Below are 20,252 nucleotides of genomic sequence, written 5' to 3'. Positions count from 1 at the left end.
ATGGGTCTCCTGCTTTTGTGGAGCCTCCAGCTGGGTCAGCTCGCAGATTGGCTTTATCTCATCTCAGGCATATAATATTTGGTGTCAGAGATTATGTTAAGTCTCAAAGAAACTTCTCACTCCCGGTGAGTTGCCACCACGCTCTCAGCATTCCCTGCGCAACCAGCAACTAAGTAGCAACCTGTAGATAGAAAGAAACAACCATGGGACACATTAAACCGGGAGACATCATTCAGGGACCTCACTGGCCTGAATCTGTTGAGGTCAACCTTGTTCAGGATTTAGGCTCCTATGTGCGCATCGTTGGTCGTACAACAACATCGGGGTATCATGTTGACCAGATGCTACCCCGGGCGGATATCCAGAATCTCCAGATCGTGCCTGTGGCTACAGATTTCGCTGGTGCCGCGCGGGATATTTTCCTTCGCCTGGAGGCGCTCCGCTACCGCTACGCCTCTCTCTATGACCCACTCTTGGCCATGAACATCTCGAAAGTCGATCCGCTCCCTCACCAGATAGAAGCTGTCTACGGCTACGTACTCAACCTGCCCCGGATTCGTTTTCTCATCGCCGATGACCCGGGTGCGGGGAAAACGATCATGGCAGGGCTAATCATCAAGGAACTGAAATTGCGCCGTCTCGCTCAGCGTATTCTCATCGTTGTGCCCGGCCATCTTAAAGACCAGTGGCGGCGGGAAATGAAGGAGCGCTTCGAGGAGCACTTTGTAGTCGTGGACCGCCGCACGATGGAAGCCCTGTTCGGCGAGAACGTCTGGTTGCGGGAAAATCAGATCATCACCTCCATGGACTTTGCCAAGCAGGACGATGTGTTGCCCTCGCTTGCCGCCGCTCACTTTGACCTGGTGATCGTGGACGAAGCCCACAAAATGAGCGCTTACCGCTACGGCAACAGACTGACGCGTACGGCCCGCTACCGCCTGGGTGAAACGCTGTCCCAAATCGCCACGCATTTGCTCTTCCTCACTGCCACCCCCCATAAGGGCGATCCTGAAAACTTCCGTCTCTTCCTGGACCTCTTGGTTCCCGGCTTCTTCGCGACAGAGGACTTGCTTCAGGAATCGATTCGCAACCGGGACAATCCGCTCTTTATCCGGCGCATGAAAGAGGACCTGAAGGATTTCGAGGGTAAGCCCTTGTTTCTTCCCCGCCACGTGCGCACCATCTCCTTCGACCTGGGTCAGGAATCGCCCAAGGAGAAGGAGCTCTACAACGCGCTCTCTCGTTACGTGCAGACTCAGTACAACAAGGCACTCACCAAAGACAAACGCCGCAACGTCGCCTTCGCTCTGGTCATCCTCCAGCGCCGCTTCGCGTCCAGCACCTACGCGCTTTACCGCACTCTCCAGCGGCGCAAGAAGCGGTTGGAAGACCTCCTGCGCATGAGTGACCCTGAAAGGCGCAAACAGCTGGAACGTCCCATCCTCTTTGACCCAGAAGAAGCCGAAGATGCCAGTGAGGCTGAGCGCTGGCAGCAAGAGGAAATCTGGGAGACGCTTACGGTCGCTGAGAACCGTCGCGAACTGGAGCGGGAGATCGAGACGGTCAAACACTTGTTGCATCAGGCTGAGGCCATCATCCACAGCGGCGAAGAGGTCAAACTGCGCCACTTCCGCCAGGCTCTGAATGATCTGGAACGCCGCTTTCCCGGCGAAAAAATCCTCGTCTTCACCGAGTCTCGGGACACCTTGGTATATCTGGAGCAGCGTCTCCGCCAGTGGGGGTACAGCGTGTGCACGATCCATGGTGGGATGAAACTAGAAGACCGCATCCAGGCTGAAGCCGTGTTCCGAAACGAGGCCCAGGTCATGGTGGCCACGGAAGCCGCGGGCGAGGGCATCAACCTCCAGTTCTGCCACCTGATGGTCAACTACGACCTGCCCTGGAACCCTAATCGTCTGGAGCAGCGCATGGGCCGTATTCATCGCTACGGCCAGACCAAGGAGGTGGACATCTTCAACTTGGTAGCCACAGACACCCGGGAGGGGATGGTCCTGCAACGTCTGTTTGAGAAGCTGGAAGAAATTCGGCAGGCGCTGGGAAGCGACAAGGTCTTTGATGTTCTAGGCGAAGTCTATTACGGCAAGAACCTGGCCCAGCTGATGCTGGAAGCCGCGGCCAGTGCGCGCAGTTTGGACGAGATTCTGCGCGAGATCGACATTCAGGTGGACGAGGAGTACATCCGCCGGGTGCGGGAGAACCTGGGCGAAAGCCTGGCCACCCGTTACATCGACTACACTCGCATCCGGGAAATGGCAGATCAGGCCCGCGAGCATCGTCTCATTCCCGAGTACACGGAAGCCTTCTTCAAGAAGGGTTGGGAAGCTGCAGGGGGGCGCTACCGCAAACGCCGGGATGGCTTCTTGGCTGTGGAGAGCATTCCGCCCGCCATTCGCCGCGTGGCCGAAGAGGACGCCTTCCGCAAGCGGTTTGGCTCCCTTCTCAACCGCTATCCCAAGGTGGCCTTCGACCGTGAGGTGGCCTTCCGGCATCCGGATGCGGAATTCGTCTCCTTCGGGCATCCCTTGTTCGAAGCGTTGCTGCGCTGGGTCGAGATGTCCCTGAACGATGCCTTACACCGAGGGGCGGTGTTCACAGACCCGGATGGTCGGTTGGATGGGGTCCTCCTCTTCTACGAAGGGGAAATCACCGACGGCACCGGCCGGGTGGCCGGACGTCGGTTGCTCGCCTTTTTTGCCGACAGGAAAGGTGGCGATGTCCGGCCTGTCAATCCGGCCTTACTTTGGGACCTGCTTGAGGGCGGGGATACGTGTGGCAGGGACGACGTGTCCCTGGAGGCGTTGAAAGAGCTGACATTGCCGGTTGTGTTGGAGGAACTGGAACGTTACAGGACCGAAATAGCCAGGGAGCGGGAACGCCAGGCGCACATTAAGGAGAAGTATGGCCTCCGTTCGCTGGAGCACTTCATCCTGGAGCTGGATGGCGACCTGATAAACCTGTACGCGCGGCAGGAACAAGGAGAGAAGGTAGACCTGGTTATTCACAACAAGAAGGAGCAAAAGCGCCGCTACGAACAGGCTCTGCGCGAGCTGGAGGAGGAGATCCGGCGCGAGCGCGTGCTGACGTTGAGCACACCGCGGTTTGTAGCTGCGGCACGGGTGGTGCCTGCCAAGGTGGCCGCAGACAAGATGAGTGAAGACCCGGACGTGGAACAAGTGGGCATGGCCGTTGCCATGGACTACGAACGTCGTTACAGCCGTGAGCCGGAGGACGTCTCAGCGCAGAATCTGGGCTTCGACATCCGCTCCCGCGATCCGCGCACGGGCCGCAAGCGCTACATTGAGGTCAAAGCCCGCGCCGGCGTGGGACCGGTAGCGCTGACGAAAAATGAATGGTTCAAAGCTCAACGGTTTGGGGACGAGTACTACCTGTATGTCGTGCTGAACGCGGCCACCAAGCCAGAGCTGTACATCATCCAGAACCCGGCCGTGAACCTGAAGCCCGAGGAAGTGGTGGAGGTGCGGTATTGGGTGGGGATGGAGGAGATTTTAAGAGGAGGAAGGGAGGAGGGCTGAGAAAATCACAGGCGCATCAGAAGGAATGGAGATGGCGGATGTGAGATCAACGGAATTACATGCGCTCACGGATTATCTGGATCGGCAATGTGGAAGGAAATTCAAATAGACTGATCCTTACCAACATTGTAGGGTTGCTCCGCTGGTGGTTTGAAGTACTGGTGTGGAGGTAAGCGGTAAAGTTTGTGATCCTTCAGATCCTGGCAACCGCTGTCCACAGGATTTGCAAAAAAACTGACTACCACTGCGGCATATGAACGTAGGGAAAGGAACACTAAAGAGACCAGCCTTACCAAAGAATTCTGTGAGGGAAAAGAGAAAGAGCATTGACTACAGGCACATGGACATCCTGAGTAAAGGGCGCAGTGGATCCTGAACTTCTTGAGTACACAGAATCCCAACTGGTACCCGGGGTGGGACTCGAACCCACACGGCCGCGAGGGCCACGTGATTTTGAGTCACGTGCGTCTACCAGTTCCGCCACCCGGGCAAACTCGCCTGACTAAACCCCGCTGCCTGGCCTTCGGTTTCGCAAAAAATGCGAAGGTGTCGCCTGGAGAGGGACAAGCCTGGGAGCCCTACCGAAACGATCCAAAGAACAAGGCGTCAGGCCAGGGCTGCGATGCTCCTTTCATCAGGAACGCAGGTCTGTTCGTTTTACTCAGTTGCCCCGAATAAACCACACCCGCTGGATGCGGCCGTCGCGCACTTCATAGATGGCAATGGCATGTAAGATTCGCCCATCAGCGCGCCCCACTACCTGTTCTCGATCAATCACAAAAGCGCCGACGGTGAGGCGCCCTAGCAGACGGGCATGTAACCGCGGGTTTTCTTCAAAAAGGCGGCCATAGCGGGCGCGGAGCGCTTCCAACCCTTGCATGCGCAGCGTCCCCGGGAAGTCGTACACGGCTACATCCGGTGCATAGGTGGCCAGAAACGCTTCCAGATGCCGGGCATTGTAGGCGTTCAGTTGACGCTGCACCAGATCAACGGCCGTCTCCTGTATCAACGAGGCCGGACGGAAAGCCTGTCCGTCTTTGATGATCAGATGGATCGCGCGAAAGTGCTGAACGTCAAGCCGGGGATCGGCATCCAGCACGACCAGATCGGCCAGGCGTCCTGGTTCGATAACCCCCAGCTTATCCGCCATGCCCAGCACCATCGCCCCGTGCAGCGTGGCGCTGGTGAGAATCTGGTGAGGGGTCAGGCCAGCTTCGGCCATAAGCTCAAATTCTCGAAAAATGGCCGGTCCATGCAGGGTGCCAATGTTGCCGGCATCGGTGCCGGCTGCGATACGCACGCCCCCTTCCTGCAGCCGCTTCAGGTTGCGCTGGGCTATCCGAAGACGTCGCCGACGCGCTTCGACCCAGCGCGCGGAAGGAGGACGGTACGTGGTATCGGCATACAGGTCAAACAACGTGGCGACCACGTACGGATTGGCCCACGTAAGCTCGGGCAGCGAAAGCTGCACCTGACGGCTGAGCACCTCCAGATATCCTTCCCAGACTACCAGCGTGGGCGTATACAGTACCTGATGCTCCCGAAGCAGACGAATAAAGGCATCATCCACCTCTTGATCCGTGACGCTGTGCACCAGAATGTCGGCGCCTGCCTGCACAGCTAACCGGGCGGTTTCCAACTGGGTGGCATGGACCGCCACGCGCACGCCATGCGCATGGGCCTCCTCAATAGCAGCCTGGACCACAGGCAGGTGCTGCGCGGGCGTTTCCCCCGGACGCACAATGTACCAGATTTTGATCAGGTCGGGCTGATGGGCCAGTTCTCGCTGCACCAGCGCCCGGGCTTCTTCAGGCGTAGTTACCTTGATAATCGGCGGATCGTCGGTAGTAAGCGCAGCAGGCTGGTAGGTAGAAATCAGGGGGCCAGCCACCGCCACGCGCGGCGCACGCAGCGTCTGCTGCGCCTGTCGGCGCACGTCAAAGTTCCAGAAAGGGCCCCCAACATCGACAACACCCGTGATCCCGCAGCGCAGGTAGCGGGCAAACGTATCGGGCAACCGCTGCCGAATTTGCGCCAGCTCTTCTTCATAGGGCACGACATGTCGGCGGTCGATGACATCTGGCCGGGTGTAGAGACCCCCTGATTGAAAAAAGTGTACGTGGGCATCGATCAGGCCCGGAATGATCCATTTCCCGCGGAGATCGATGCGTTCGGCTTCAGGAGGCACCGTGATCTGATCCGCAGGACCAACTGCCACAATCCGGGATCCCTCAAGCAGTACAGTTGCCTCCGGGTAAGACGGAAAGCCCGCTGGGTTGACCACATGGGCACCGATCAGCGCCACAGGGCGCTCCTGGGCATAAAGTGAACCTGCCAGGACCAGGCAAACAAAGCTCCAAAGCCAGCGCATATTGGATTACAGGTTTTAACGTTTAGCGAATCGTGTGAGCAAGTGCCAGCGCTGCCACCAGATGCTGCCGCACGCGCTCCAGGGCCGCGGCCGTCGCTTCGGCCATTGCCCGGGCTTCGGCAGCACGGCCCGCTTCTATGGCTTCGCGAATGCCTGGCAACGTCTTCACCCCATAGCCCGTGTAGAAACCAGGAGCGTAAAGCATATGCCGAAACCAGGGACGGCCAGGCAGGCCTTCCGGATGCAGAAAGCCTTGCTCGGCTCGGTGCAGGTGTTCGTTGATCGCCGCCAGCGTTGCGCGATGGGCCCCCAGCGTAGCGGCAGGGAGCTGAAGAATCCGGTCGCGCTCGGCCCGGAACGCAATCGCCGTCGCTTCCAGCACCTGTGCTGCCTGGCGCACGGCCTGCAGGTCAACCGGCTCTTTCAGATACTGGGACTGGAGCGCTTCCAGCTCGTCGAGATACTGCTGAATGGTTTCGGCCGTGATGGCGTAGTCAAAGGGAAGGATGTCAGCATTGGCCAGGCGCAGCAGAAACCGGGCAACCAGGTCCGCCAACCGGACACCATAGCGGAAGCCAGGGTCGCCGTACGTAGTGAAAAACCAGTGGGTGTCGTAGCGCGAGTGGTAGATACCGTTTCCGGAATCGAACCCCAGATTGACCGAAGGAATGCCCAGGTGGTCCAGGAAGGCCGTGTAGTCGCTACCGGAGCCCAGCGCAGCGATGCGAATACGCTCTCCTCGAGAAGTGCGCACAAGGCGCTGGGCACTGGTGCGGGCTTTCCAGAAATGCCACACCGTGCCCGGACCTTCCGGAGCCGGAACAGCCTGTGCGACTTCATTGATGAAAGGTTCCAGGGCATGGGAACCGCCGGCCTGAAAGGGACCGGCTGTATAACTTTCGCGATTCAGATAGACAATCAGTTGTTGCTGAAGCTGATCTGCAAACTCTTCTGCATATTCGGTGGAGCCAATCAACCCGTATTCTTCGGCATCCCAGGAGGCGATTGCAATGGTGCGACGCGGCCGGTGCCCCTCCCGGGCCAGGTGCGCAAGGGCGCGGGCTGTCTCAAGCAGGGAAGCGGCTCCGCTAATAGGATCGCGTCCGCCAAACGTCCAGGCGTCTCGGTGGCCACCGGCCATGATGATCTTGTCTGGTTCTTCGCGCCCCCACAGGTATCCGATCACGTTGACGATGGGACGCACCGACCAGTCCTGGCGCACGGTCATGCGCACGCGGGCTGGGCCAGGACCGATGTGATAGGTGACCGGCAAGCCGCCCCGCCACGCTTCAGGAGCAACCGGACCCTTCAGGTTGCGCAGGATCGGCAGCGCATCGCCGTAGGAAATGGGTAAGACAGGGATGCTCGGAAGGTTGGGGATTTCAGCAAGCGGCAGGCGTTCGGCTTCCGGCTTAGACGGATAGCCGGGCGTCTGCGGATCGCCCGGGTAAAGCGGCATGTCTAGGACCGATCCGCGCTGCACGCCCCATTCAGGCCGCCACTTTCCGTCTGGCATCACGTCGCCCCGGACGTACCCATCGTCGGCGGGATCGGAGTAGAGCAAGACGGCCAGCGCGCCGCGTTCGGCAGCCACCTTGGGTTTGATCCCGCGCCAGCTCCGGCCGTAACGGGCCAGCACAATCTTCCCTTCGACGCTGATGCCCAGTGAGTCGAGCACCCGGTAATCCTCGGGAATGCCATAGTTTACGTACACTACTTCGGCCTCGACCGTCCCATCGGCTGAATAGGCATTAAAGGGCGGCAGCACGCCGTCCTTCCGGGTATCAGGATCGGGGGCTAAGGGGGGCTCGCTCAGCCGGAGCCGATAGGACTCCGGGGCAATGAGCTCGACCGATCGTTCAACAGGTCGGGGCAAAAGCACCTCGTAGCGATAAAACGCCACGCTATCGAAGCCAAATGCACGCAGACGGGCTGCCAGGTATTCGGCTGTGCGCTCGTTGGCTTCAGTTCCGGCATGATGCGGCTCGGCTGTCAGCGCCCGGTGATAGGTGCGCATGCGTTCTGCTGAAATCAGAGCGGGAAGGCGTGCCTCGAGGGACCATTGCAGACGGGCATGCTCCCGGGTAAACCCGAGAAGCTGCGAATCGGGCGAAACCTCTTGAGCCAGCGTTATCGCCGGGGCAGGCAAAGCCAAGCCGGCCGTCCAGAGCAACCAGGAGAGCAGGAAGGTACCAACGCTTCGATACATGGCGGCAGGCTGCTATCCAGTTTTGATTCTGAGAATAATTGATTATATGGATGGAATTTTAAAAATTTCTGACATTAATCACCAGGTGTAGGATAGCGTTTGATCTGTCACCAGGGCGATGAAAGTCCAGCGGTTGGCTAACCAGACAAAGCAATCGCGCCGCACCTTTCTGCGCACAACGCTTGCGGCCACCGGGGCCCTGGGAATCTGGGGACCTGCTGCGTGGGCACGGGTAGCAGAGGACGAGGGGCAGGCTACGCTGCGCGTAAACGCCGAGCGTCTGTGGGCCCATCTGGAGCAACTGGCCATGTTTGGACGCGGACCCGGGGGAACCAGCCGGGTTGCCTACAGCGAAGCAGATCGTCAGGGGCGGGCCCAGGTGATCGCATGGATGCGCGCCGCAGGCCTGGAGGTCGAGATCGACGCGGCTGCCAACATCATAGGGCGCCGTCCGGGACGCGAGCCAGACCGACCGCCGCTGGTGATGGGGTCTCATATCGACACGGTGCCCAATGGCGGCAACTACGATGGTACAGTGGGATCGCTGAGCGCGATTGAAGTGGCCCAGACGCTGCGCGAGCAGGGCGTCACGCTCCGCCATCCCCTGGAGGTGGTCATCTTTCAGAATGAAGAAGGGGGCCTGATCGGCAGCCGTGCCTGGATCGGGGAGCTGCCGCCGGAAGAGCTGAACCACGTCAGTCACAGCGGCAAAACGATCCGCGAAGGCATTCGCTTTCTGGGCGGCGATCCGGATCGCCTGGACGAAGTGGTGCGCAGGCCGGGCGACATTGCCGCGTACCTTGAATTGCACATCGAGCAGGGGCCCGTGCTGTATGAGGAGCAGGTGGATATCGGAGTGGTCGAGGGGATCGTGGGCATTCGATGGTGGCGGGTTACGTGGGAAGGGATGGCGAACCATGCAGGGACCACGCCGATGAATCGACGCCGGGATGCGTTGCTGGCGGCTGCCCGGTTTATCCAGGCCGTCAACCGCGTGGTTACCTCGGAGCCGGGACGCCAGGTCGGCACCGTGGGTCAGATTGAAGCCCATCCCGGAGCGCCCAATGTCATTCCGGGGCGCGTGGTCTGTAGTCTGGAGTTGCGGGACCTGGATGATGCCAGAATTCAGCGGCTGTACGCGGCCATTGAAGCGGAAGCCCGAGCCATTGCCCGGGACAGCGGAGTAAGCGTCCGGTTCGAGCCGATTAACGTCAACAAACCGGCCCCTACCGACCCACGGGTGCGGGACGTCATTGAGGCGTCTGCGCGGGCGCTGGGTCTGTCGGCGAAGCGCATGCCCAGTGGAGCCGGGCACGATGCGCAGGACATGGCCCGGCTGGGACCGACCGGCATGATCTTCATTCCCAGCGTGGACGGCATCAGCCATTCCCCGAAAGAGTATTCCCGACCCGAAGACGTCGCAAACGGCGCCAACGTTCTGCTTCATGCACTGCTTCGCCTCGACGAAGCCCCATGGGTGCGCTGATTTCCTGCCGTGGCCTGTTTTTTTCAGGGGAATGCATCGGTGTATCCAGGAAATCTGGCAGTGTTCGGATCCGTCATTACATTGGACCAGACTGGGAAAGAATAGAGAGGATTCAGCTTGTCCCTTTCATTACGCATTCCGCGCGCCTATGAGAAATGGCGGAATATGACCATAAAAGCGTGCTGGATAGAAGACAATGAATGTCTGCTCAGAGATGTATCTGTGATCATTTCGCCCTGTTTTCCCTGACCCATATGGTTCATATGGAGAAAAATTTGTTACGCATAATCTATCAAAATGAAGATGATTTTTCTGATTATCCATTTGTGAGGCGAGTGTATCCTGGGTGAAGGGCGTTTTGTGGAGTTGTGGCCTCATGGGAGCGAGGAATTTGCGCCCCACCTGCTTTTCTATCGCTTGAATCCTGAGAATCGCCATCAGTGGATCAGTCCTGTAGATACGCTGAAGCGGCGTATTCTGGATTGGTTCCGGTAGCAGAGTGGGAAGCGGTTCCTGTGGACGCAGCCGGAGGAAGGGGCTGTGGTGATGGCATCGGGACGTGCGGTCGAAGAAGCGGAGGGGGATTGACCGAAACGACCAGGTGCATGTTCTGGGCGGTATGATGGAAGCCGCTGGGATGGAAAAAATCAGCGCGGACGAGGCGTGCGCTTAACGTTTGAAACAAGCGCTCCAGATCTGCTAAGTTTCAAGAACCCGTTGGCCTGGCTGTAAGGGACCCAACTCCCGGGCAGACATGCGCTGGAAAGAACTGCCGCTTGAAGTGGCCCCGCTGCTTTTCTTTGATGTGGAAACCAGTGGACTCCGGCCTGACCGTGGCGCGACCATTGTGGAACTCGCGCTGATTGATGTGCAAAAACCCCTTTTACTCTGGCAGGGCACGAGAACGCAACGTATGGCGCGTGCTCAGTTCATGGCGCTCTTTGCGCACTTTCGCAAGGGCGTGGTGGTGGGACATAATCTGCGTTTTGATTTCTGGTTCGTTACGCACGAGGCTGGAAAGCTGGGCCTTGCCATGCCGCCAGTCCGTTTTATTGATACGCTCGGGTTGGCCCGGCGACTTCTTCCTGAACAGACGGATTACCGACTGGGGGCGTTGCTTCAGATTCTTGGCGTCGAGTCAACAGAAACGTTGCATACGGCTGCGGCTGATGCTCGCGCAACCCGGGCGCTTTTCTGGAAGCTGGTAGCCAGAGGGAAACTCCGGACCTTATCCGATGCTGGCATGCAGCAATTAACCTGGACTTATCACTAACGCAATCGTTACGCCGTTTATGCAGGGAGCACCGGCCCCTTCGCAGTTCTGGGCGAAGCTTAAGTACGAACAGGGGCATATTGTGGCCTGGCATCCCCTGGTTGCTCACGCGGCCGACGTGGCCGCCGTTGTTGAGGCGTTGCTGCAGCAGACACTGCTCCGGCGACGGCTGGCCACATTGATTGGATGGGATGATCTGACGGAAGTGCACGTGGCACGGCTGGCCGTGTTGGCTGCATTGCACGATGCCGGCAAGGCCAATCACGGCTTTCAGGATCAGGCTTTTGTCCCGCATTCAAAGAGTCCAGGGCACGTTCGCCCGGTTGTTGAAATGCTCTGTGCTGATGAACCTATCCAGTGGCTGGAACCGCTCGGGATACGAGCAATGGCTTCCTGGTTTGCTTCGGAAGAGGTCTTCTACCATTTCTTGCTGGCAACGTGGGGACATCACGGACGGCCAGTGGTGCCGGAAGGGGATTTTCGGGCGTACCTCTGGCGGCCCAACGCGCGTCGCAATCCCCAGGAGGCCTGGCGCCGTCTGGCCGAACTTGTGCACCAGTGGTTTCCAGACGCTTTCCAATCGGAGGGCAGACCCTTTCCGGAAAATCCGCGCCTGCAACACGCATTCAACGGCCTTCTGACGCTGGCAGACTGGATCGGCTCGGATACGCGCTTTTTTCCTTATGCCGAGGAGACAGCAGATCCGATGCTTCCGATTGAGCGAGCGCGGAAGGGAGCTCGGCAGGCGGTACAGGTACTCTTTCTGGAATCCACGCTCGGACGGGAAGCGCTGGGCGCAGAGCCCGTGGGATTTCGCGGAGTGATTGAGGCGGGTACACCTTATCCTATCCAGCAGGCCTGCTATGACCTTCCGGTGTACCGCCAGGGGAGCCTGACCATTCTGGAATCGGACACGGGTTCGGGAAAGACCGAGGCAGCCGTGGCGCGTTTTCTCCGTCTGTACCAGGAAGGCCTGGTCGACGGGATGTATTTCGCCTTGCCCACCCGCAGCGCGGCTTCGCAGATCCATCGGCGCATTACCGCAATCATCCGACGCATTTTTCCAGAAGAAGGGCGGCCTCCTGTAATTTTAGCCGTGCCGGGCTATCTACGCGTTGACGATCAGGAGTCGGTGCGCCTGCCAGACTTTGGCGTGCTCTGGGACGACGAAGCGATGCATTATCGCGGATGGGCGGCCGAACACCCCAAGCGGTATCTGGCCGGTCCTGTTGTGGTAGGAACTATTGATCAGGTGCTGCTGGCTGGGCTTCAGGTCAGCCACGCGCACATGCGGGCCGCAGCGCTGCTGCGCCATTTTCTGGTAATCGACGAAGTGCATGCCTCGGACGCTTACATGACGGCGCTGCTGGAGCGGGTGCTGAGGTATCATCTGGCAGCCGGTGGGCATGCGCTGCTCATGTCGGCTACGCTGGGGGCAACGGCTCGCATGCATTACGTGACAGGAGGGCATGGGACACTGCCATCTCTTGAAGCAGCCCAAAACCTCCCCTATCCTTTGCTGACGCATGTGGATGCCACCCGCCGCCAGCCTCCTACTATGGTGTCTGCTGCATCGTCCGGACGGGAGAAGCGGGTAACGATGCGTCTGGCACCGATCGCCGATAAGCCAGAAAAAATCGCCAGACTGGCCCTGCAACACGCCCGTGCCGGGGCACGGGTACTGATCATCCGCAACCGGGTGGAAGACTGTCTGGCTGCGCAGCAGGCCCTCGAAGCAGCGGCTGGCGACGACCGTTCGTTGCTGCTGACCTGCAATGGCCAGCCTGTGCCACATCACAGCCGCTACGCCCCGGAGGATCGCCGAGCGCTGGACGCCGCGATTGAGGCAGCCTTTGGCAAAGAAAGCTCCAGGCGGGGCATCGTGGCTGTTTGCACGCAAACAGTGGAGCAGAGCCTGGACATTGATGCCGATCTGCTGATCACGGACCTGTGTCCGATCGACGTGTTGCTGCAGCGAATCGGACGGCTGCATCGACATGAGCGTTCCCGTCCTCAGGGCTACGAGGATGCGCGGTGTCTGGTGCTGACGCCAGCGCAACGCGATCTGAGCGACAGCATTTGCAATAATGGGGAAGCGTATGGTCCGCAGGGGCTGGGGACTGTCTACCCGGATCTCCGTGTAATTGAGGCAACCTGGCGCGTGCTAGAGCAGCGTCCTGTATGGCAGCTCCCCCGGGATAACCGCCGCCTGGTCGAGCAGGCAACCCATCCGGCTGTTTTGCAGCAGATCGTTCAGGAAAAAGGCGAGCGCTGGGAGGCCCATCAGCGCAAAATTCTGGGCCAGGAAGCAGCCGACCGCTATGTGCCCGAAATAACCGGGCTTCACTTTGACCGGCCCTTTGGCACGCATCCCTTCGGGCAGGATATTGCGCCGCGCACGCGTCTGGGCGATGATGATTATCGCGTCGAACTATCCAGACCTACAAAAGGACCATTTGGCCAGCCGGTCGAGGTCTTACCAGTTCCTTCCTGGATGATTGGCGGCGAGCTGCCCCCAAGTCCACAAGTCTCGAACGTGATGCCCTTCAAGGGCGGATTGCGTTTCGAGGTTGCCGGCGTCTGGTTCCGGTACGACCGGCTCGGACTTCGACGAGATGCGTAGATACTTTTTCTTGCTTCGAGTGACATACCGTTGTCACCACCCTTTTTTACCTTGAAAAAGCGCTTTTAAACCGGGCATTCATCTCTGAGCGGTAGCAATGCTGCGGCATTCACTGTTAAGCGATCCCTTAATTCACGTGCGCTTCCGCGATGAGACGGTGCGAGCCTGTACGTTGCCGGAGGTGATTGTCGCGCTGCTGGCCGATACGGTGCTTGGCTTTGAAGTGCTGCAGCCGCACCAGCAACAGGCCTGGCACAGCTTTCTGGTGCAACTTGTCGCAATGGCTGTAGCGCGCATTATGCCGGGTACCTTTCCCGAGGAGGCCAACCGTTGGCGGCGTGCGTTGCTTGAGCTGGCCGGTGGCGAAGAGGCGGCCTGGTATCTGGTGGTGTCCGATCTCCGCCGTCCAGCCTTTCTGCAACCGCCTGTTCCGGAAGGCTCCCTGGAAGCAGCCAGCTACCGGGACGACGTGCAAACGCCGGATCAACTCGATGTGCTGATCACCTCGAAAAATCACGATGTAAAGGCCCGGCGCATCGTGCACCCCCGGCCTGAGCACTGGCTGTTTGCGCTGGTGACGCTGCAGACGATGGAGGGCTATCATGGCCAGGGTAACTACGGCATCGTACGCATGAATGGAGGGTATGGGAACCGTCCTCTGGTAGGGCTCACCAGAGCGCTTACGCCTGGGGCCCATTTTCGCCGTGACGTAGAGGTGCTGCTTGAGGCGCGTCCGTCGTTTGCCGATCGCTACAACTTGGACGGTCATGCGTTGCTCTGGCTGTTGCCCTGGGATGGAAAGAAGCATAGCGGTATTCCGCTCGAAAGCTGCGATCCGTATTTCATTGAAGTGTGTCGCCGAATCCGATTTCTGGAGAAAGCTGGGCGCATCGTGTGCTGGCGTGCCAACACCAGAGGGCCACGCATTGCAGCACCGAAGGAACTGAAGGGCATCACGGGTGACCCCTGGACGCCTGTGGAAAGAAAAAAGCCCCGGGCGCTGACCGTTAGCGATAGCGGCTTCACGTACCGGCTGCTCCAACAGGTCTTTCTCTCGGGCGATTATGAGCCGCCTGTAGCGCTTTCCTTTCGAGCGGATGAAAGGGCTGGTGTATACCTGGTAGCGCGTACCCTTGTGCGCGGTGAGGGAAAAACCGGTGGCTTGCACTGCCGGATCGTTCCGGTGTCGCGGCCGGCAGCGCGATGGCTCTCCGGATCCAGGGAGCAGCGCGCGACGCTGGCCCGCCGAGCTGAACAGCGCGTTCGCCTGGCTGCTGAGGTGCAGCGCAAGGTGCTCTATCCAGCCCTTGCTGCTTTGCTGAGCGGCGGGCGAGATGCCCGGGTGGAGCAGGCGCAGGTGGCACCGTGGATCGAAGCCTTCGACCGGGCGGTGGATAGCTGTTTTTTTGACAATCTCTGGGCTTCGGTGGAGCAGGATGAGGAAACAGCTCGGCGCGATTGGGAAAACTTCCTGCTGAAAGAAGCGCAGCGGCAGTTTGCCGCGGCTGAGCGCAGCACGCCCATCGCCTCTGCGCATCGCTGGCGGGCGCGCAGCCGGGCCCATGCGATCTTCGAGGGCAACGCCCGTGAGGTGTTGCCCTACGCCTTTTCGGTCTAATACCCGAACAGGAGGGTCTGCTCATGACTACGCCGATTCGAACCGAAGCACCGTCGATTACGCGTGGCCAGGCCGTCGGCAAGGTAGCCGGATTACTGGCCTCGGAGGCGCTTTCGGCTGGAGAGCGTGCCGAACTACGACGGGCAGCTCTTGAAGCACCGTTCACGCCCGCCCTGTGGAGGGTGCTGTTCTACCTGCAGGATGAAGGGGCGCCCGTACGTATTGGTGACGAAGCAGACGAGCGCCGCTGGGCCACGCTGCTCATAAGCATGGCCCATTGCGTCGATCCACGCCGGAATCTGCACGATTATCAGGTTCCACTCGGACGCGCCCTGGCCGACGCCGGATGGTCCGAACTGCGGTTCACTCAGCTCCTCCGGGCCCGAGGGCTGCAGCTTGCCATCTTTCTCCGGAGAATGGCCCAATACCTTTCGGCCAGAGAGCAGCCAGCGAACTGGGCAGACGTAGCGGAGCTGCTCTTTGAGCAAACAGGCGAACGCGCCGATGCTGTCCGGCTGCGTATTGCTCGGGCTTACTACGCCCGGCGCTATCAGCAAGAAGGCGAGGTTCCCTGAGGCCTCGTGTCGATACAGGCTGTTTCCCTGCAACCAAGCTCGTAAAGGCCATGGTACCCGCATTCGTTCAGATCCACACCCTGACGGCGTATCCCGCCGCGCTGCTCAACCGGGACGACGCTGGATTTGCCAAGCGCCTGCCCTTCGGGGGGGTTACACGCACCCGGATTTCCTCGCAGTGTCTGAAGTACCACTGGCGCAATTTCGCCGGGGAACATGCCCTCTATGGGATCGACGTGCCTCGCTCCGTGCGATCACGCGAGACGTTTAAACGACTGATTGCCAGACCCCTTGTTGAGGAAGGATATCCGTTGCGGCTGGTCGTTGCCTTCGCATTGCATCTGCAGCAGTTGATCGTTTCAGACGAAGCGCTGAGCAGAGCCGACTTCAACAGGCTGATGCGCGACGAAGCGGACGACGAAGCGCTGCTGGACCGGCTCAAATCGAACCAGCTCATTGTCCTGGGCCGGCCGGAAGTCGATTATCTGCGCCGGATCATCCGGGAGCGGCTGGATGCCCTGCGCGAGGTGTGGGAAAACGCGTCAACGCCGCTTTCCGGGGAGCAGTTGGAGCAGGTATATCAGGAGCTGCAGGCCATCGGCAAGGGCGATCTACGGCAGAATCTCAGAGGGTTGAGGCTGGCAGCCGGACTGGATGCGGCGCTGTTCGGGCGTATGGCTACGAGCGACGTGCTGGCTCGGGGCGACGCTGCCATTCACGTAGCGCACGCGTTCACGACGCACGCGGAAGAAAGCGAAAGCGACTACTTTACGGCGGTAGATGAGCTGGTAGTCCAGGACGGTGAAGGCGAGCTAGGCAGCGGGCATCTCAACAATCAGGAGCTGACCAGTGGTCTGTTTTACAGCTACGTAGTGGTGGACGTGCCGTTGCTGGTTTCAAACCTGGAAGGAGTGCCGCGCACGGACTGGCAGCAGGCCGATCGCACGCTGGCCGCCGAAGTTGTGCAGCGGTTGCTGCATCTGATCGCTACCGTTTCGCCGGGAGCCAAGCTGGGTTCGACCGCGCCGCATGCCTACGCCCAGTTTATGCTGGTGGAATGGGGGCGGTCTCAGCCGCGCACGCTGGCCAATGCTTTCCACAGGCCCGTACCACTGAATGGCGAAGGCGTGCTGATCAACAGCTACCGCGCCCTGGGAAGATACGTCGAGCAGATGGATCGAATGTATGGTAAGCTGACGGAACGTCGCCTGGCAGCTATCGACCTACCTGAAGAGGTGCGCTGCCAGCTCCAGGTGGATGCGCTGCACTCCATACCGGAAATTGCCAACTGGGTCGCCGAAAAGATCCGGGAAGGTGCATGATGGAGGTCATTCTGTTGCGCTTTGATGCGCCGCTGATGAGTTTTGGGGCGCCCATTGTGGATCAGTATGGATTTATCCAGCCCTATCCGGCGCTTTCCATGATGGCCGGTCTGTTGGCCAATGCGCTGGGCTATGAGCATGCCGAAACGGCCCGTCTGGAGCGTCTGCAGGAGCGCCTCCGCTACGCCGTGCGCGAAGACCGGCGCGGCCAACCGTTGCGGGACTACCAGACGGTAGATCTGTCGCAGCCGTTTATGCAAGATAATCGGGCCTGGACCACGCGGGGAGTGCTGGAGAAGCGAATGGGAGGTGCTGCCCGCACGGGTACGCATATTCGCTTGCGCGATTACTGGGCCGACGCGGTGTATACCGTTGCCCTCACGCTCGAACCAGCGGATGCGTCGCCTACGCTGGTGGATCTTGAACAGGCCCTGCGCTTCCCGGCCCGGCCGCTGTTTATCGGTCGCAAGCCCTGTTTGCCGGCTGCGCCGCTTTTTCTGCAGCGTATGGAGGCCGCCAGCTTACTGGAGGCTTTGCAACGTGCCCCGCTGGATAGGCGGGCTGACTCGGGGCCAATGTACCGCGTCTGGTGGCAGGTTCACCCCGACGATCCGCCTCCAGGCGGGGATGTTCGGGAGAACCGGCGATGGCCGGTTACCGATCGACGCGACTGGGCCAACCAGATCCACGTAGGTAGCCGTTGGATTGCCATGGGAGAACTGTCCATCCATACCGCCGAAGGACGCCATGAAGGATAGCGCTTTGCCTCAGACCCGGGCCGGAACCATGCCGTTTTACATGGTGCAGCTCTGGCTCGACGTCCGGCGCCTGTATGAACTGGGCCGCATGCTCGGTCTTTTACGGATGCGCCGACCGGTAAATTTGCCCTATCTGGTACACTGTGCGCTGGGTGAACTTTTTCAGCAACAGGCTCCCCGACCATTTTCTGTGGAAAATGAAAATCAGAGCGGTCGCTGGATTCGGGTGCTCGGCTATGCGGATGTGCCGTGGGAAGTGCTCCAGGAGCTTGCTAAAGGTTTTGCCAGTCCGGCTGTTTATGCCATCTGTAGCTGGGAGCGCGGTGCTTCAAAGCCGATGCCTACCTTGTTTCCTCCAGGGACCCGGTTAGCCTTTGCAGTGCGGGTCTGTCCGGTGGTGCGAAAGGCTTCGGCCGGGCGATCATCTCGCGGACGGACCTGGAAAAAAGGCCAGGAACTGGATGTGTTTCTCGATGCCGCATGGAACCAGCCCGATGCTAGGCTGGATCGCGAGTCGGTCTATGTAGCATGGCTTCGACGTCAAATGGCCCGGTCTGAGAAAGGGGGGGCTCGGCTTGAAAGTGTCCGTATAACCCGTTTTTCCATTGAGCGGATGATCCGACGGATGCAGGGAGCGCAGCGTTCGGTAACGGTGATTCAGCGTCCGGACGTCACCTTCGAAGGAGTGCTGACCGTTACCAGCAGCGAAGCATTCTTGCGGATGCTACGTCGAGGAATTGGGCGGCACACAAGCTTTGGTTATGGCATGCTTAAGCTGCGACGAGCCTGACAGAAAAGCCAATGGTCTTCAAAGGACGTCTTGGCCTTGAGACGGCGCGAGTGCCTCAGGCCGATCGGCATGGACTCCTGTGGCTGGAACGAGGACGTCTGAGCGCTGAAGATGGGACGCTCGTGTTTACTACGGCGGGGACTGATCGGCTGGCAGCCGGTACGTACAATATACCATTACAGCAGGTCTCTAATATCTTGTTGGGGCCAGGCACAGTGGTCAGCCACGATGCACTGCGGTTGCTGGCCCGGCAGCAGACCGGATTGCTGGCTGTCGGAGCTGACGGCGTGCGTCTTTACGCTGTCAGCATGCCGTTTGGCCCAGACCGTTCAGAGCGAGCGCGTCGGCATGCACGTCTGTGGGCTGACGAAGCAGCGCGACTGGAGGTCGCGCGAGCCATGTACGCCATTCGTCTCGGTGGTCAATTGCCACCGTATATCCAGGATTTAAACACACTACGCGGAATCGAAGGGGCGCGTGTGAAGGAAAGCTACCGGCAGCTAGCCCGTCAGTTCAGGATTGACTGGCAAGGCCGTCGGTACGACCGGCAACGTCCAGAGCTAAATGACCTAATGAACAACGCGATCAATCATGCTGCGGTTGCGGTTTATGCGGCTGCCCGAATTGCTGTAGCGGTAACGGGTACGATTCCCCAGCTTGGATTTATCCATGAGGCCTCAGGGCATGCTTTTGCGCTTGATATTGCCGATCTATTTCGAACTACCATTACGATACCGGTTGCTTTTCGAGCGGTGCGACAATTCACGACAGAAGGGGGACACGATATTGAGTCGGTAACCCGCACGCTGGCGGGCCGCACGCTGCAGCAAGAAGAGGTAATTCCGCGCATGATCGATCATATTAAAGCGCTGATTGACGAACATGACAATCGCCGTGACCCGTAACACACCTGGGCGTTTCCGAGGCTTCCTGGCTTCCTGCATGCTGGAAATAGCGCCGGGCGTATATGTAGCACCTCGAATGCCCCGAGATGTGCGCGAGCGCGTCTGGCAGGTTCTGCTATCCTGGGCCGAGCTGATTCCGCCGGATGGTGGCGTAGTGCTGCTCTGGCGCAACCGAAAGGCGCCTTCTGGGCTCGACATGCGGCTGTTGGGCTGGCCGAAAAAGGAATTGGTGGAGTACGAGGGATTGTGGCTGGCGTGGCGTGGGCTGACGACTGCGCACGACGTGGAAGAACTGGCAAGGTTGGTCCAGGCTGAGGAGCCACCTCTGGAAGCAGGCGATCCGGTTCTGCGTCTGATGGAAGGACTAAACCTGGATGAAGCAGAAGGGCCCGCTTCATAAGCTTTATCTTTTGATAGTGCCATAATGGCATAGAGGTGTCCCCGCACCCGCGGGGATAGTCCCAAACATGGTGACGTGATGATTTGGGTAGACGTGGTGTCCCCGCACCCGCGGGGATAGTCCCATATACGGCTCGGCTTTCACCGTTCTGGACAAGGTGTCCCCGCACCCGCGGGGATAGTCCCCTGACGGTGCAAGGGGCTATCCACGGGCTCACGGTGTCCCCGCACCCGCGGGGATAGTCCCATCACCAGCGATCTGTACGTTGCGGGAAACGTGGTGTCCCCGCACCCGCGGGGATAGTCCCTATCTAAGCGAGGCGTGCATCGACATGTTGGAGGTGTCCCCGCACCCGCGGGGATAGTCCC

Annotated in this window: 13 protein-coding genes, 1 tRNA gene and 1 CRISPR repeat array; of the genes, 11 read left to right on the top strand and 3 right to left on the bottom strand. The window is 59.7% G+C overall.

Going from position 1 to position 20,252, the window contains the following annotated elements; genetic code table 11:
• Positions 1–203: 203 nt before the first annotated feature.
• A complete protein-coding gene (locus BUA15_RS08285) occupies positions 204–3,554 on the top strand; it encodes a helicase-related protein (protein ID WP_072715519.1) in 3,351 nt (1,116 codons plus the stop codon).
• A gap of 402 nt (positions 3,555–3,956) precedes the next feature.
• Here BUA15_RS08285 and BUA15_RS08280 read toward each other — a convergent pair.
• From BUA15_RS08280 to BUA15_RS08270, 3 genes are all read right to left on the bottom strand, one after another.
• Positions 3,957–4,044 (bottom strand) — tRNA-Leu (locus tag BUA15_RS08280).
• 171 nt (positions 4,045–4,215) lie between these two features.
• Positions 4,216–5,925 (bottom strand): amidohydrolase family protein, encoded by a 1,710-nt coding sequence (locus BUA15_RS08275; protein WP_072715518.1) that lies wholly within the window; start codon positions 5,923–5,925, stop codon positions 4,216–4,218.
• Between the two features lie 22 nt (positions 5,926–5,947).
• The gene (locus BUA15_RS08270; protein WP_072715517.1) at positions 5,948–8,134 is read right to left on the bottom strand and encodes a transferrin receptor-like dimerization domain-containing protein; all 2,187 of its coding nucleotides are present in this window, start codon (positions 8,132–8,134) and stop codon (positions 5,948–5,950) included.
• A gap of 118 nt (positions 8,135–8,252) precedes the next feature.
• On the opposite strand from BUA15_RS08270, the gene BUA15_RS08265 reads away from it, so the two are divergent.
• From BUA15_RS08265 to cas2e, 10 genes are all read left to right on the top strand, one after another.
• Positions 8,253–9,620: a Zn-dependent hydrolase gene (locus BUA15_RS08265; RefSeq protein ID WP_084660552.1), complete on the top strand. Its 1,368-nt coding sequence runs from the start codon at positions 8,253–8,255 to the stop codon at positions 9,618–9,620.
• 754 nt (positions 9,621–10,374) lie between these two features.
• Complete coding sequence (locus tag BUA15_RS08260; RefSeq protein ID WP_245771982.1) at positions 10,375–10,893, top strand: 3'-5' exonuclease; 519 nt, start codon at positions 10,375–10,377, stop codon at positions 10,891–10,893.
• A 19-nt stretch (positions 10,894–10,912) separates the two neighbouring features.
• Positions 10,913–13,516, top strand: a complete 2,604-nt coding sequence (locus BUA15_RS08255; protein WP_072715516.1) for a CRISPR-associated helicase/endonuclease Cas3 — start codon at positions 10,913–10,915, stop codon at positions 13,514–13,516.
• A gap of 97 nt (positions 13,517–13,613) precedes the next feature.
• Positions 13,614–15,134 (top strand): type I-E CRISPR-associated protein Cse1/CasA, encoded by a 1,521-nt coding sequence (casA, locus tag BUA15_RS08250; RefSeq protein WP_072715515.1) that lies wholly within the window; start codon positions 13,614–13,616, stop codon positions 15,132–15,134.
• A 23-nt stretch (positions 15,135–15,157) separates the two neighbouring features.
• Positions 15,158–15,709 carry a type I-E CRISPR-associated protein Cse2/CasB gene (casB, locus tag BUA15_RS08245; RefSeq protein WP_072715514.1) on the top strand — a complete coding sequence of 184 codons (552 nt, stop codon included), beginning with the start codon at positions 15,158–15,160 and terminating at the stop codon, positions 15,707–15,709.
• A 50-nt stretch (positions 15,710–15,759) separates the two neighbouring features.
• Complete coding sequence (gene cas7e / locus BUA15_RS08240) at positions 15,760–17,031, top strand: type I-E CRISPR-associated protein Cas7/Cse4/CasC (protein ID WP_072715513.1); 1,272 nt, start codon at positions 15,760–15,762, stop codon at positions 17,029–17,031.
• Positions 17,028–17,789 (top strand): type I-E CRISPR-associated protein Cas5/CasD, encoded by a 762-nt coding sequence (gene cas5e / locus BUA15_RS08235; RefSeq protein ID WP_218587571.1) that lies wholly within the window; start codon positions 17,028–17,030, stop codon positions 17,787–17,789. The genes cas7e and cas5e overlap by 4 nt, the downstream gene beginning before the upstream one ends.
• Entirely contained in the window at positions 17,779–18,579 is an 801-nt protein-coding gene (gene cas6e, locus BUA15_RS08230) for a type I-E CRISPR-associated protein Cas6/Cse3/CasE (RefSeq protein ID WP_084660551.1), read from the top strand. The genes cas5e and cas6e overlap by 11 nt, the downstream gene beginning before the upstream one ends.
• 11 nt (positions 18,580–18,590) lie before the next feature.
• Positions 18,591–19,484 (top strand): type I-E CRISPR-associated endonuclease Cas1e, encoded by an 894-nt coding sequence (gene cas1e / locus BUA15_RS08225; RefSeq protein ID WP_072715510.1) that lies wholly within the window; start codon positions 18,591–18,593, stop codon positions 19,482–19,484.
• Positions 19,462–19,884 carry a type I-E CRISPR-associated endoribonuclease Cas2e gene (gene cas2e, locus BUA15_RS08220; protein WP_072715509.1) on the top strand — a complete coding sequence of 141 codons (423 nt, stop codon included), beginning with the start codon at positions 19,462–19,464 and terminating at the stop codon, positions 19,882–19,884. Before cas1e ends, cas2e begins: the two co-directional genes overlap by 23 nt.
• A 34-nt stretch (positions 19,885–19,918) precedes the next feature.
• A CRISPR array of direct repeats spans positions 19,919–20,252; the repeat unit is 29 nt; unit sequence GGTGTCCCCGCACCCGCGGGGATAGTCCC.

It is taken from the genome of Rhodothermus profundi, from assembly GCF_900142415.1.
GTDB lineage: Bacteria > Bacteroidota > Rhodothermia > Rhodothermales > Rhodothermaceae > Rhodothermus > Rhodothermus profundi.
The sequence above is the reverse complement of the archived record's forward strand: the minus strand, read 5'-3'. Positions and strand labels throughout refer to the sequence as shown.